We start from the raw sequence: 12,417 nt of genomic DNA on the forward strand, positions 1-12,417 counted from the left end.
GGCATGAGTGCAGCCGAGGCTCCGGTGGCGGAGGGCGACGAGCCCGCGCGCGGGCCGATGCGGCCGAGCGGGCTGCTCGACGTGCTGGGCGTGGCCTCGGTGGTGCTGGACTCCGAGGGCCGCATCGTGCTCTGGAGCCCCCAGGCGGAGGAGCTGTTCGGCTACTCGGCGGGGGAGGCGCTGGGGCAGTACGCCGCCCGGTTGATGGTGCACGAGCAGCACGTCCACCTCGTCGGCAAGCTCTTCGCCGATGTGATGCGGACCGGTCAGAGCTGGGCCGGCGCGTTCCCCGTCCGGGTCAAGGACGGCGGCACGCGTCTGGTGGAGTTCCGCAACATGCGGCTGATGGACGACCGGGGCGACGTGTACGCGCTGGGCCTCGCCGCCGACCAGTCGACCGTACGGCGGCTGGAACAGGACGTGGCCCTGTCCGAGCGGATGGTGCAGCAGTCGCCGATCGGGCTCGCCGTCCTGGACACCGGGCTGCGGTTCGTCACCGTCAACCCGACGCTGGAGCGGATCCACGGCGTCCCGGCCGGGGAGCACCTGGGGCACACGGTGCGCGAGGTGCTGCCGCTGCTCGACGCCGACGCCCTCGAGGACGCGGCCCGCCGGGTCCTCGACACCGGCGCCCCGCTCGTCGACGATCACGTCGTGGGCCGCACCCCGGCCGATCCGGACGAGGACCGCACCCTGTCGCTGTCCATGTACCGCCTCGAGGACGCGATGGGCAATGTGCTCGGCGTGGCGGTCTCGGTGGTCGACATCACCGAGCAGCACCGGGCCTCCGTCGAGGCGGAGGCCGCGCGGCGCCGGCTCGCGGTCGTCGCCGACGCCTCCGCGCGGATCGGTACGACGCTGGAGCTGGAGCGCACCGCGTTCGAGCTGGCCGAGGTGGCCGTGCCCGAGCTGGCCGACGTGGCCGCCGTGGACCTGCTGGACGCGGTCGTGGAGGGCCGGCCCAGTACGCTCGGCCCGTCGGAGCCCGCGGTGATCCGGGCCCTGGCACTGCGCGCCGTACAGGAGTCGGACGCCGTACGGGCCGCCGACGCACCCGGCCAGATCGCCCGGTACGCGCCCGACCGGCTGGTCACCGAGTGCGTCCGCACGGGTGAGGCGGTGCTGGTGCCGCAGGTCAAGGACGAGGACCTGCCGCGCATCGCCCGTTCCCCCGAGGCGGCCGTCCTGCTGGGCCGGGCGGGCCTGCACTCCTATCTCGCGGTGCCGCTGATCGCCCGGGGTGAGGTGCTCGGCGCCCTCGACCTCAAGCGCACCCGCAATCCGGCGCCGTTCGACGAGGACGACGTCCTGCTGGCCCGGGAGCTGGCGGCCCGCGCGGCCGTGCAGATCGACAACGCCCGCTGGTACCAGAACGCCCGCAACACCGCCCTCACCCTGCAGCGCAGCCTGCTGCCCAGCCATCCGCCGCTGACGACCGGCCTCGAGGTGGCCTCCCGCTACCAGCCGGCTGGCGCCACCAGCGAGGTCGGCGGCGACTGGTTCGACGTCATCCCGCTGGACGGCGGCAAGACGGCGCTCGTGGTCGGCGACGTGATGGGCAGCGGTATCAGCGCCGCCGCCACGATGGGCCGGCTGCGCACCGCGACCACCACGCTGGCCTCACTCGACCTGGATCCGGCGGTGCTGCTGGAACACCTGGACAAGACGACCTCGGCCTGGGACCACTCCATCGCCACCTGTGTGTACGCCGTCCACGATCCGCATCTGCGCCAGTGCCGGATCGCCAACGCCGGCCATCTGCCGCCGGCCCGGGTCCGCCCCGGCCGCCCGCCGGAGCTGCTCGACCTGCCCACCGGGGTGCCGCTGGGCGTCGGCGGTGTCGAATTCTCCACCGTCACCGTCGACTTCGAGCCGGGGGACGAGCTGGTCTTCTACACCGACGGGCTGGTCGAGACCCGCTGCCATGCGCTGGACGAGCGCCTGGACTTCCTGCTGTCCCTGCTCGACGACCCCGCCCGCCCGCTGCAGGAGGCCTGCGACCTCCTCCTGCGCACGCTGCACCACCCCGACAACCACGACGACGTGGCCCTGCTCATCGCCCGGGCACAGGAACTGGCCTGAGCACTGTCTCCTCGGCAGGAAGGGATGCGGCAGAACCACCTCGGCGACGCTGTACACGATGACCGGGGGTGCTTCCCGGGCCGGCCCGGCCCGGGCTCACTCACCGCTCCCGCACGCCGATCAGCACATGCGCGTACAGCTCCTCCGACACCGCCGGACGGGTCGTCAGACCGGCATCGGTGAACGCCTGCACGGCGGCGTCGACCTGGCGCTCGCCGATCTCGGTCAGCAGGCAGCCGCCGGGCGCCAGCCACTCGGGGGCCCCGGCGGCCACCCGGCGCAGCACGTCCAGGCCGTCCGCGCCGCCGTCGAGGGCGGCCGGCGGCTCATGGTCGCGGGCCTCCGCCGGGAGCAGCGCCACCTCGGCACTCGGGACGTAGGGCACGTTGGCGGTGAGGATGCCGACCCGGCCCCGCAGTCCGGCGGGCAGGGCGTCGAACAGGTCGCCCACGTGGGCCCGGCCACCGTAGGGGGCGAGGTTGCGGCGGGCACAGTGCACGGCGACCGGGTCGATGTCGGCGGCGTGCACCTCGACGGCGCCGAGCGCGGCGGCCAGGGCCGCGCCGAGCGCACCGGAACCGCAGCACAGATCGACGACGAGCCGTGCGTCAGGGGCCTGGGCCAAGGCCTGGTCGATCAGGAACTCGGTACGGCGGCGGGGCACGAAGACACCCGGCTCCACGGCGATGCGCAGGCCGTGGAACCGGGCCCAGCCGAGGACGTGCTCCAGCGGGAGTCCGGCGGTGCGGCGCTCCATCATCGCGGCCAGTTCGCCGGGGGTGCGGGCGGTGGCGAGGAGCAACTCCGCCTCGTCCTCGGCGAAGACGCACCCGGCGGCGCGCAGCGCGGAGACGACGGCGGAAGGAGCGAGCGGGGGCAAGGGGGGAACGGAGGGCAGGGAGGTCATGGAGGCCGAGAGCCTTTCGGGTACCTGGGACCGAAGGGCGCTCTCGCGGTCACCGATGCCGGTGTTCCGCGCTGTCACAACAAGCTGTCACAAGGAGAGAGCACCCCGGCTGACACAGCGGTGATGGGTCTCACCTCCTCGGCGGCGTGCGGCCGCGAACCTTGCGCGGCCAGGCAGCAACCCTACCCCAGCACCCGGATCCGCCGCCGTCCGCGCCTTGTTCGCCCGAATTCCCCGGCGCGGCCCGGTCTCAATTCCCTGGCGCAGACCGGATCGATTCCCCAGCGCGGCCCGGTCTCAATTCCCTGGCGCAGACCGGATCGATTCCCCGGCGCCGCCCGGTCTTAATTCCCCGGCGCCGCCCGGTCTTAATTCCCTGGCGCGGCCCGGACGGTGCCGGTTACGCTCGCTGCGATGACGACTCATTCTGCTGACAGATCGGAGGTCCCGTCCGCGCAAGGTGAGTGCTGATGCTCACTCAGACCGCGTACGGGGAATCCCGACTTTCCTTGTGGCTGCGCGTGCGCGAGTACGCCGTGCCGCCGTCCATGATCGAGACCGCGACCGCCCGGCGCCGTGCCGGGGACTGGGCGGGGGCTTGCGCCGCCGCCGGTGTCGACGTCGACCTCGATCTGCGTTCCGTCGCCCGCACCCATGGCCGGGACCTCGCGGCCCGGGTCCGTGCCGACCTCAGCCGTCTCGCTCCCGACCTGCTGCGCTGGCACATGCCGAGGATCGCGCCCGACGGGCTGCTGCGCCCGGGCCTGACCCTCACGCTCGCCCGGTACCCGGGGCAGGCCGCCTCCCGCCCGGTGCACCTCGTGGCCCGGACCCCGCCGGCCTGGGCGGACGCCGGCCAGCGGATCGCCCTCGCACTGTGGGACGGATCCCGCTCGGGCACCGCCCGGCATCCGCACCCCCGGCCCAGCCTGCGGTACCGGTTCGACCTGCACCGGCATCTGTGGGACGCGGACCGGGCCGGTGAGCTACGGGTACGGGCCGGCGCCGATAGGCCCATCGCCGACCTCGTGCCGCCCGGCCTGGTGGCGCCGGGTCCCGGCCTGACCCCGACGGCCCGGGAGCCGGCAGACCGCGTAGCACCGGGTCCCGGCCTGACCGTGGCGGGCCCCCAGCCGCCCGGCCTCGTAGCGCCCGGTCCCCAAGGGGCCGCGGCGGGCCCGGAGCCGGACGGCCTGGTGCCGCCGGGGCTCGGCTGTGCGGTCGGCCGGTGGGCGGCCGAGGCGGGGATCCTGCTGCGCTCTCAGGGACGGGAGTACGGCGCCTTCGCCGTGCGGTGCGGTGCCGGGCGCCGGCTCGTCCTGGAACTGACCGGGGCCGCGGACGGCCGGGACCCGGCCCTGCGGGCCGCTGCCTGGCCCCCGCAGGACGGCGGCTCCGCGCTCCCCGTGCTGCCCGACGCCGCGACCTGGGTCCTGCCCGACCTGGAGCTGATCCGTGCGGGTCTGCTCGATCCCGGCCGGCTGCACCCGTTGGTCGCCGCCGCCCTGGTGCCGGGTCACATCCCGTCCGCCCGGCCGGACCTCGACGGCCCGCCGGGACAGTCGCGCCCGGTGGAGTGCCGGGGTGTCCGGCACCGCATCGGCCTCGTCGACGGCGTACTGGCCCCGCTGGACCACGGCCCGGACGAGGTCCGGCGCGAGGAACTGCTGGTCGCGCTCGGCGGGCCACCGCTGCCGTGCCTCCAGGCCATCGACGAGGCGCACCGGCGCCCGGACTGCCTCACCGGGGTCCGCGAACGCCTGGACCACGGCGACACCGCCGGTGCGCTGGCCGTCGTCGAGGCGCTGCTGGGTCCCGGGGCACTGCTGCGGGACGGCCCGCTGCGGGACGCACTGGAGACGGCCGCGGAGCGCCGGATCACCTACGGGCTCTACCGGGCCGGTCTCATCGGCCCCGGCCGCGCCCAGCCGAATCCGGACCGCCGCACCACCCGGCACCACCGGCACCACCCGCGCCACGCGACGTTCCGTCGCTGATCCCGCCTCTCCCCCACCCACTTCACACCCTTAGGTGACCACATATGTCTTCTCACGCCCCCGTCGCCACGTCCTCCTCTCCCTCTCGGTCCTCCTCTCGGGCGTCCTCTCGGGCCTCTCGACTCGACGTCGCCGCCGACCTGTCGGCCCTGTTGCGCACGGCCCGGACCGAACCCCGCGCCGACACCCAGCTGGAGGCACTGACCCTGGCCGTCGCCGCCGACCTCCCGGTACTCCTGTGGGGTGAGCCCGGCATCGGCAAGACGGCGGCTCTGACCCAGCTCTCGACCGCCCTGGACCTGCCGCTGACCACCGTGATCGCCAGCGTGCACGAGCCGTCCGACTTCTCGGGGCTGCCCGTCGTGGGAGACGATCCCGCGGAACAGGGGGTCCCGATGGCGCCGCCGGACTGGGCGGTACGGCTGGTACGGGCCGGCCGCGGGCTGCTGTTCCTGGACGAGCTGTCCACCGCGCCTCCGGCCGTCCAGGCCGCGCTGCTCCGACTCGTGCTGGAACGCAGGATCGGCACGCTGCGGCTGCCGTCCGGCGTGCGGATCGTGGCCGCCGCCAACCCGCGGTCCTCGGCCGCCGACGGCTGGGAGCTGAGCCCTCCCCTGGCCAACCGGTTCGTGCACCTGCAGTGGACGCACGACCACGATGTCGTCGTACGCGGTCTGGGCGGGACCTGGCCCCGGGCCACCCTGCCCCGGCTCTCGCCCGAGAGACTGCCCGAGTCCGTGGCCTTCGCGCGGCGCGCGGTGTGCGGCTTCCTCACCGCGCGCCCGGCGCTCGTGCACCGGCTGCCCAGCGGCGAGACCCGCCGGGGCGGTGCCTGGCCGTCGCCGCGCAGCTGGGAGATGACCCTGCATCTGATCGCCTTCGCGACCGCCGCCGGGTCCTCCCGCGACGTGCTGGCCCTGCTGGTGCGGGGAACGGTGGGGGACGGACCGGGTCTTGAGCTGCTGGCGCACCTGGACCGGATGGACCTCCCCGACCCCGAGACGCTGCTGGCCGACCCGGACGGTGCCGTCCTGCCCGAGCGCGGGGACCTGCGGCAGGCGGCGCTGGACGGCGTGGTGGACGCGGTCCGCAAGCGGCCGGAGCGGGCCCGCTGGGACGCGGCGTGGACACTGCTGGTGCGCGCGATGGAGACCGGGGCCCCGGACGTGGTGGTCGTGCCCGCGACCACGCTGGCCTCGCTGCGCCGTGAGGACTGGGACGTGCCGTCGGCGGTCGAACGGCTCGCCGGTGCGGTGTCCCTGTCCCGCCGCGCCGACGACGCAGCCCGCCGGACCACGGCCGGGACCGCGGCCGGGGCACGCCGATGACGGGGGCCGAACCGGGGACGCTGGACCTCGGCAAGCTGTTCGCGGCCCGGCTGCACGCGGCCCGGGCGCGGCCCTACTTGGCGACGGCGCTGTTCGCGCTGCATCCCGTGGAGTCGCGGCAGGTGCCGACGATGGGCGTCGACCGGCACTGGCGGTGCTATGTATCACCGGCCTTCGTGGACCGCACGCCCGTGGAGGACCTCGCCTCGGTATGGGTGCACGAGGTGTCGCACCTGCTGCGCGACCATCACGGGCGCAGTGACCGCGTCGCCCGGGAACGCGGTCTGACCGGCCTCGGGGAACGGCTGCGGATGAACATCGCCGCGGACCTCGAGATCAACGACGACGCCTACGGCGACGGGCTGGTCCGGCCCGAAGGCGCGGTCCAGCCGGAGCAGTGGGGGCTCCCGACGGGACTCCTCATGGAGGACTACCTGAGGCGGTTCCGGCTCGGGCCGATCACGCAGTGGCTGGCCTGGCTGGACTGTGGCAGTGGAGCCGACGGTCTGGACCGCGGCTGGGAGCTGGGACCGGACGGCGCGCACGGCCTGAGCGACCAGGAGCGTGACGCGGTCCGCTTCCGGGTGGCGCAGGGCATCACCGGCCGTCCCGGGAACGCACCCGCGGGGTGGCGGCGCTGGGCCGAGGAGGTGTTCCATCCACCGCAGCCCTGGCGGGAGTTGCTGGGTGCGGCGCTCCGCTCGGCGACCTCCGGTGCGGGCTCGGGCGACGACTACAGCTACGGCCGCCCGGCACGCCGCTCGGCCGGGGTGCCCGGCGTGGTCCTGCCGGGCCTGCGGCGCAGGCCCCCTCGGGTCTGCGTGGTCGTCGACACCTCCGGGTCGGTCAGTGACGCCGAGCTGGGCAGCGCGCTCCTGGAGGTCGCCGCGATCTCCCGTGCCGTGGGGGGCCGGCGCGATCTGGTCACCGTGGTGTCGTGCGACGCGGCCGCCCAGTCGGTTCACCCGCTGTGCCGGGCCGAGGGGATCGAGCTGGTCGGCGGCGGGGGGACGGACCTGCGGACGGGCTTCGCCCGGGCGCTGCGGTCGCGGCCCGGGCCCGATGTCGTCGTGGTGCTGACGGACGGTCAGACCCCCTGGCCGGCCACGCGACCCGCGTGCCGTACGGTGGTGGGCCTTTTCCCGCGGGAGCGCTCGGGCCCGTCCTGGCGTGAGGACGCCCCCGGCCACCGGCCGGGCGCACCGCCCGAGTGGGCGCGGGTGGTGACGATCGGATCGGCAGGCGGATGAGGGGGCGGGCCGGGACAAGGCGCCCGGCCCGTACGCGGGCGGCCGGAGACGGTGTCCGCGGCCCGGTCGGTACGCGTGCGGGAGGGGCTCCGCCCGTCGCCGGGCGGCGCACTCCCTCCTGCGGTGACACGGCTCCGGGCGACCGGCTCACCGTGTCCGGTCTTCCGGTCCGGACTTCCGGTGCGGCACATGGGCAGCGCCCTCCGGGCGGCCTTCCGGTACGGCCCCTGGGCAGCTCCCTCCGGTGCGGTCTTCCGGTGCGGCCCTCGGATACGACCGCTCCCTCAGACGCCGACCGCCTCCTCGATCTCTTCCTCGGCCTCTTCTTCGGCCTCGACCTCGGTCCCGGTCCCGGCCGCCTGCTCGGGCTCGTGCTCCGGCTCCCGTCCGGCGTGCTCCGCGCTCGGCAGGGGCTCGGGAAGAACGCTCGCCGGGCGGGAGGCGCGTGCCCGCTCCCAGGCGGCCGCGACCGCGGTCACCGCGAGGCCGACGAGCAGCCAGACCACGAGCGTCCACACGTTGCGCGCGAGGCCGTCGTCGCCGAAGTACAGCAGGCTGCGGATGCCCTCGACGAAGCCGGCGCCGTTCCAGAAGGCGTGCAGGGTGCCGAAGAAGCCGTTCTGCAGCTCGGGCCGGAACAGACCGCCGGAGCTGGTGAAGTTCAGCATCACGAACAGCACCATCATGGTCAGCGTGGTCCACCGCTTGAGGAAGGTGTGCAGGCCGACGCCGATGAAGAGGATGCCCGCGGAGTACAGCCACGCCATCCCCCACAGGCTGGCGAGTCCGTGGTGCGCGAGGTGGAACACCGGCCCGGCGAGCAGTGCGCCGATGGCGCCGACCACGGCGGAGACACCGAGCGCGAGCAGCGCCCGTATCCGCATCGGGAGCGCGGCACCGGCGGCACCGAGGGCGGCGACCGAGGCGTAGGAACCGATGCTGACCGCGATCAGCAGGAAGAACAGGCCCTGCCCGGTGGGGTCGTCGGCGACCGGCGCGGCCACGTCGGTGACCTTCAGCGGGGCGCCCTCCTTGGCGGCGACCGGCGTGAAGACCTTCTCGGCGGCCGTGGCGCCCATGTCGGACGCGGCGGTGGCCACCAGCAGCTCGGGCGCCTTGGCGCTCGGCACATAGGCGCCGGTCACATCCCGCGACTTCAGCAGGTCCACGGCGGCGGCGCGGCTGGTGACCGTGCGGACATCGAGCTTGTCCCCGGCGGTGTCCTTGACGGTCTGGGCGAACACCTTCACCCGGGGGCCGTCGCCGACTACGGCCACGGGCAGATGGTTGGGCTCCGGGGTCACGAAGGCCCCCATGTACGCGAGCCCCATGCCCAGGCACATCAGCAGCGGGGTGATCAGGTGCGTGAGCACATGGCGCAGTGCCGGGGACCTCATCGTGGGCGACCTCCAATAGTTGGCTTATACAACTTTCCGTTCAAGTTGTACTATACAACTAGAACGACGGGGAAGGTATTCCCGTGACGCAGCCCATGGAGGTGCTCCCGTGACAGCGGCGGAAACGGCCGTGGAGGCGATCCAGCGCGAGATGACGGTCTTCGCCCGCCGGGCCCGCGCCTCGGCGGGTCGCATGCACCCGGAGCTGTCGCTGGTGTCGTACACCCTGCTCGGCCATCTGGAGGAGAGCGGCGGCTGCCGGGCGACCGACCTGGCCGCTCACTACGCCCTGGACAAGTCGACGGTGAGCCGCCAGGTGGCGGCGCTGGAGCGGACCGGGCTGATCGAACGGCGGCTGGATCCCGAGGACCACCGGGTCCATGTGCTGCACCTGACCGAGGCCGGCCAGGAGATCCTCGCCCAGGTCACCCGCAGCCGCCGGGCCGCCTTCCGCGAGCGGCTCGCGCACTGGCCGGAGGAGGACCTGATCCGCTTCGCGGCCTACCTGGAGCGCTACAACTCGGGGCCGTCCGGCGCCGAGTCCGGCTGATCCGCCGGTCACGGCACCGGCAGGCCCGGCCGAGGCCACTCACGGCACCACGGCGACGGCCGGCCACCGCACCGGCACGCCCGAGCCGCGGCCGGTCACGGCGCCACCGCGGCGGACCGGTCGTCCGTCAGGTGTGCGGGGGCCAGGGCCGCGAGGAACGCCGTGCGCATGCGCTGCCGGAAGCCCAGGGACTCGTACAGCCGGATGGCGCTGGTGTTCTGGGCGCCGGTGTGCAGGAACGGCGTCTCGCCGCGCTCCCGTATGCCGTGCGCGACTGCGAGGATCAGCCGGGTGGCCAGGCCCTCGCCGCGGAAGGCCGGGTCCGTGCAGACCGCGCTGATCTCGGTCCAGCCCGGCGGGTGCAACCGCTCCCCCGCCATGGCGACCAGGGCGCCTTCGCGGCGGATGCCCAGGTAGTCGCCGAGTTCGATGGTGCGCGGCAGGAACGGGCCGGGCCGGGTGCGCGCCACCAGGTCCAGCATCTCGGGTACGTCCGCCGGGCCGAGGCGGACCGCCTCGGCGTCCGGTGCCGCGGCGAGGCCGTCGTCCACGAGCTGCACACCCTCGATGCGGAAGGTCACTTCCCAGCCGTCCGGAACCTGCCCGCGGAAGCCGGGCAGCGGCACCTCGGAGCCGGGCCCCGCCAGCAGGGCGAGATCCGCCCAGTCGTCCCCGTCCGGCTCGGCGGGCAGGCCCAGCCATGGGGAGACGTCCACCGGGTAGCGCAGCACTCGGCCGCGCCGCTCGGCGAAGCGGGCGTGCGGGCCGGTCAGCGAGGCGAGGGCGGGATGGTCGAGAACGTGCGGTGCCGCACCGGCCGGACCGCCTGCCCCGCCCGGGCCCTCGGCGGCCTCGACCGCGGCGTCGCCCCCGGCACGGACCCGGGCTCCCGTTGTGGATCCGCTCCCGCCCGTGGTCCGTCCGCCCACCTGGGTCAGGTCGCTCACGCGGCCACCTCGATCACGGCGTACTCGGCGTACCCGCCGTCCACAGTGTTGCCGAACACCTCGTCACCGGGGGCGAACCCGGTGACACCCTCGCCCGCCGTCACGACGACACCGGCGGCCTCACTGCCGAAGACGGCGGGAAAGGCGCGCTCGCCGCTCTCGCCGGGACGGCGGAAGCCGTCCCGCAGTTTCCAGTCGACCGGGTTCACCCCCGCCGCCCGGACCGCGATCAGGAGCTGGCCGGGACCCGGGCTCGGCCGTTCCACCTCGGTCAGCGCCTCGGTCTCGGGGCCGCCGTACCGTGTGAAGACGTAGGCCTTGGGCATTCTCTTCCCTCGCTTCCGTCGTGCGGTCACCGGCGCACCGGCCGGCACTCTGCGCCAAGGAGGAGCGCGGGACGGCTATTCCCGGTCCGGCCCGGAGTTCGCACGGCTGTAACGATCGAGGTCCTGACCTGGGACGGAGCATCCACGGCGGCAGCGTACGGTTGAAGTATGAACGTCACGCGAGGCTTCACGGGCCGCCCGCGCGTCGACAACCCGGGGCTGCCGCCCGGGCAGTACGACGCGGGGGACGACTGGCCGGTCCTGTCCGCCGAGGTCACCCCCGACCTGACACCCGCAGACTGGTCCTTCCGCATCGACGGACTCGTGGAGCGGCCGCGCACCTGGGACTGGGACACGGCGCGGGCCCTGCCCGGCTCGTCGTACCGGGGTGACATCCACTGTGTGACCAGCTGGTCCAAGTTCGGGGTGCGGTTCGGCGGCGTCTCGCTGGACGCGTTCTTCGATGTGGTGCGGCCCCATGCGTCGGCCACCCACGCGCTGGCCTACTCCCACTCGGGCTACACCACGAACCTGCCGCTGGCCGACCTCACGGGCGGGCGGGCCTGGATCGCCTGGGAGTACGACGGCAAGCCGCTCGCGCCCGAACACGGCGGCCCGGCGCGGCTGCTGGTTCCGCACCTGTACTTCTGGAAGAGCGCCAAGTGGATCGCCGGCATCACGCTCCTCGACCACGACGAGCCGGGCTTCTGGGAGCGCAACGGCTACCACGGACGGGGCAATCCCTGGGAGGAGCAGCGGTACTCCGGTGACTGAGACGGTGACTACTCCCCTCACTCCCGCGACACGCTTCGCCGTGCCCGGGCGCATCGCCGTCAGCGAGCAGGCGGCGGCGGTGTGGCAGACGGCGACGCTGACCGGGATCCGGCGCGAGACACCGCACGCGGCCAGCTTCCGCCTCGCGGTGCCGGACTGGGCGGGGCACCTGCCCGGTCAGCATCTGATGCTGCGGCTGACCGCGCGGGACGGCTACGTGGCGCAGCGCCACTACTCGATCGCGTCCGCACCGGACGACTCCGGCCACATCGAGCTGACCCTGGACCATGTGCCGGACGGCGAGGTCTCGGGCTGGTTCCACACCGTGGCCAGGCCCGGTGACACGTTCGAGGTGCGCGGCCCGCTGAGCGGCTTCTTCGCCTGGCCGGGCGACCGGCCCGCCCTGCTGCTCGGGGCCGGTTCCGGGGTCGTACCGCTGATGTCGATGGTGCGGCACCACCGGGCGCGGAGCCTCGCCGTTCCGCTGCGGATGCTGGTGTCGGCGCGCAGCCCGCAGGAACTGATCTACGCGCAGGAGCTGGGCACCGAGACGACGGCCGTGTTCACGCGCAGCGCCCCCGCTGGCGTACCGGTGGGCCGTATGACGGCCGCACAGGTGGCTCCGCTCCTGACCGAGCAGCCTCCGGGGGGCTGGGAGGCCTATGTGTGCGGCTCGAACGGTTTCGCCGAGCACGCCTCCCGCCTGCTGGTCGAGGCGGGCCAGCCGGTCGAACGCATCCGCATCGAACGCTTCGGCTAGGGCCTCCGGCGGATCGGGCCGGCTTGCTCCAGGGGCCTCATCGGGCCGATTCCGGACAACGGCACCTCATCGGGCCGGCTCCGGACGACGACACCTCAT

10 protein-coding genes and 1 pseudogene are annotated in these 12,417 nt (G+C 74.2%); 7 read left to right on the forward strand and 4 right to left on the reverse strand.

What is annotated here, in order from left to right; genetic code table 11:
• Positions 1-3: 3 nt before the first annotated feature.
• Entirely contained in the window at positions 4-2,082 is a 2,079-nt protein-coding gene (locus tag ACZ7P3_RS10130; RefSeq protein ID WP_472080411.1) for a SpoIIE family protein phosphatase, read from the forward strand.
• A gap of 100 nt (positions 2,083-2,182) precedes the next feature.
• Here ACZ7P3_RS10130 and ACZ7P3_RS10135 read toward each other — a convergent pair whose 3' ends face one another.
• The gene (locus tag ACZ7P3_RS10135) at positions 2,183-2,989 is read right to left on the reverse strand and encodes a putative protein N(5)-glutamine methyltransferase (RefSeq protein ID WP_472080412.1); all 807 of its coding nucleotides are present in this window, start codon (positions 2,987-2,989) and stop codon (positions 2,183-2,185) included.
• A gap of 470 nt (positions 2,990-3,459) precedes the next feature.
• Here ACZ7P3_RS10135 and ACZ7P3_RS10140 point away from each other — a divergent pair, with 470 nt between their 5' ends.
• From ACZ7P3_RS10140 to ACZ7P3_RS10150, 3 genes are all read left to right on the forward strand, one after another.
• A complete protein-coding gene (locus tag ACZ7P3_RS10140; protein ID WP_472080413.1) occupies positions 3,460-4,986 on the forward strand; it encodes a hypothetical protein in 1,527 nt (508 codons plus the stop codon).
• 44 nt (positions 4,987-5,030) lie between these two features.
• A complete protein-coding gene (locus tag ACZ7P3_RS10145) occupies positions 5,031-6,314 on the forward strand; it encodes an AAA family ATPase (RefSeq protein ID WP_472080414.1) in 1,284 nt (427 codons plus the stop codon).
• Between the two features lie 98 nt (positions 6,315-6,412).
• On the forward strand, positions 6,413-7,564 hold the full coding sequence (locus ACZ7P3_RS10150; RefSeq protein ID WP_472081034.1) for a vWA domain-containing protein: 1,152 nt from the start codon (positions 6,413-6,415) through the stop codon (positions 7,562-7,564).
• 284 nt (positions 7,565-7,848) lie between these two features.
• Here the strand turns inward: ACZ7P3_RS10150 and ACZ7P3_RS10155 are convergent, their stop codons facing one another.
• Entirely contained in the window at positions 7,849-8,961 is a 1,113-nt protein-coding gene (locus ACZ7P3_RS10155) for a hypothetical protein (protein WP_472080416.1), read from the reverse strand.
• A gap of 151 nt (positions 8,962-9,112) precedes the next feature.
• Between ACZ7P3_RS10155 and ACZ7P3_RS10160 the strand changes: the two genes are divergently transcribed.
• Positions 9,113-9,511: a MarR family winged helix-turn-helix transcriptional regulator gene (locus tag ACZ7P3_RS10160; protein WP_472081035.1), complete on the forward strand. Its 399-nt coding sequence runs from the start codon at positions 9,113-9,115 to the stop codon at positions 9,509-9,511.
• A 95-nt stretch (positions 9,512-9,606) separates the two neighbouring features.
• Here ACZ7P3_RS10160 and ACZ7P3_RS10165 read toward each other — a convergent pair whose 3' ends face one another.
• Positions 9,607-10,284 (reverse strand): GNAT family N-acetyltransferase, encoded by a 678-nt coding sequence (locus ACZ7P3_RS10165; RefSeq protein ID WP_472081036.1) that lies wholly within the window; start codon positions 10,282-10,284, stop codon positions 9,607-9,609.
• A gap of 179 nt (positions 10,285-10,463) precedes the next feature.
• A pseudogene (locus ACZ7P3_RS10170) lies at positions 10,464-10,784 on the reverse strand (quinone oxidoreductase family protein); the annotation flags it as partial.
• Between the two features lie 168 nt (positions 10,785-10,952).
• On the opposite strand from ACZ7P3_RS10170, the gene ACZ7P3_RS10175 reads away from it, so the two are divergent.
• Together ACZ7P3_RS10175 and ACZ7P3_RS10180 are read left to right on the forward strand one after the other, a co-directional pair.
• The gene (locus tag ACZ7P3_RS10175; RefSeq protein ID WP_472080418.1) at positions 10,953-11,558 is read left to right on the forward strand and encodes a sulfite oxidase-like oxidoreductase; all 606 of its coding nucleotides are present in this window, start codon (positions 10,953-10,955) and stop codon (positions 11,556-11,558) included.
• 4 nt (positions 11,559-11,562) lie between these two features.
• Positions 11,563-12,318 (forward strand): ferredoxin reductase, encoded by a 756-nt coding sequence (locus ACZ7P3_RS10180; RefSeq protein ID WP_472081037.1) that lies wholly within the window; start codon positions 11,563-11,565, stop codon positions 12,316-12,318.
• Positions 12,319-12,417 lie beyond the last annotated feature (99 nt).

The organism is Streptomyces sp. NPDC107581, from assembly GCF_055657175.1.

Coding starts and splice junctions, on each gene's coding strand:
- ACZ7P3_RS10130 (WP_472080411.1), top strand. CDS start 4: ATGAGTGCAGCCGAGGCTCCGGTGGCGGAGGGCGACGAGCCCGCGCGC.
- ACZ7P3_RS10135 (WP_472080412.1), bottom strand. CDS start 2,989: ATGACCTCCCTGCCCTCCGTTCCCCCCTTGCCCCCGCTCGCTCCTTCC.
- ACZ7P3_RS10140 (WP_472080413.1), top strand. CDS start 3,460: ATGCTCACTCAGACCGCGTACGGGGAATCCCGACTTTCCTTGTGGCTG.
- ACZ7P3_RS10145 (WP_472080414.1), top strand. CDS start 5,031: ATGTCTTCTCACGCCCCCGTCGCCACGTCCTCCTCTCCCTCTCGGTCC.
- ACZ7P3_RS10155 (WP_472080416.1), bottom strand. CDS start 8,961: ATGAGGTCCCCGGCACTGCGCCATGTGCTCACGCACCTGATCACCCCG.
- ACZ7P3_RS10160 (WP_472081035.1), top strand. CDS start 9,113: ATGACGGTCTTCGCCCGCCGGGCCCGCGCCTCGGCGGGTCGCATGCAC.
- ACZ7P3_RS10175 (WP_472080418.1), top strand. CDS start 10,953: ATGAACGTCACGCGAGGCTTCACGGGCCGCCCGCGCGTCGACAACCCG.